Origin of the sequence: Vibrio sp. (assembly GCF_038138445.1) — a bacterium.
Lineage (GTDB): Bacteria > Pseudomonadota > Gammaproteobacteria > Enterobacterales > Vibrionaceae > Vibrio.
Genome location: NZ_JAYQDQ010000188.1, coordinates 719 through 1,663 on the forward strand (window position 1 = coordinate 719; position 945 = coordinate 1,663).

General features: G+C 38.2%; 2 protein-coding genes. Both read right to left on the reverse strand.

The features are described 5' to 3' along the window. On the reverse strand, positions 1–680 hold a 680-nt coding region (locus AAFM34_RS20960), incomplete at its 3' end, for a ribonucleotide-diphosphate reductase subunit beta (protein ID WP_341666227.1). A gap of 21 nt (positions 681–701) precedes the next feature. After that, on the reverse strand, positions 702–945 hold a 244-nt coding region (locus AAFM34_RS20965; protein ID WP_341666225.1), incomplete at its 5' end, for a hypothetical protein.

Below are 945 nucleotides of genomic sequence, written 5' to 3' on the forward strand. Positions count from 1 at the left end.
TCCTTAACGAGGTTTTTGATCATAGTTGTCGTTGCAGCCAAATGAGTATTCTCATCACGGGCAATAAACTTAATGATCTTTGCATTCCCTTCCATCTTTTTAAGTTCTGCAAATGCCCAAGAGCATGCGAACGAAACATAGAAACGAATACCTTCCAAGGCATTGGCACACATAAGAGCCAGCCATAGATTTTTCTTATTGGGATTCTCAATGACATTGTCATAGTACTGACTAATATCTGAGGCGCAATCTACAATTTCTTTAATATCCAGCATTTGGTCAAACACAACGCTTGGATTAGGATACACATTACGAATAATATGTGTATAAGAACGTGAATGGATTGTCTCAAAAAACGACCATGTCTCAATCCAGTTTTCTACCTCTGGCAAAGAGCAAATAGGCAGAAACGCTAGATTAGGAGCTCGTCCTTGAATACTGTCCAGCAAAATTTGGCGCTTGAGGTTAGAGGTAAAGATATGCTGCTCATGCTGGGTAAGCAAATTAAAGTCTTTTTTGTCTTTAGATACATCAACTTCTTCTGGTCGCCAAAAGAAACCTAATTGTTTATCCGTAATTTTTTCGAGTTGTGGGTACCGTACTTGGTCATATCGTGCAATGTCCACACCTTCATCAAAGAACATTGTCTTCTCAAGATGGGACTTGATATTTTTCTTCATAATTGTCACGGGGTTATGTCCTTAAATTTTACAGCTTTCGCAATCTTCGTCTTCGATTGGTTGGGTACCAGTCTCATAAGTATGAGATGCCTCTTCCTTTATTTCTCCAGCGCCATCAAAGGTATTGAAGTAGTAAAGCTGCTTTAATCCATATTTGTATGCTGTCACCAAATCTTTAATCATGACCGACATGGGAACTTTATTGTCTTCATAATGTTCTGGATTATATGAAGTGTTTACTGAGATTCCTTGGTCAATATATTTC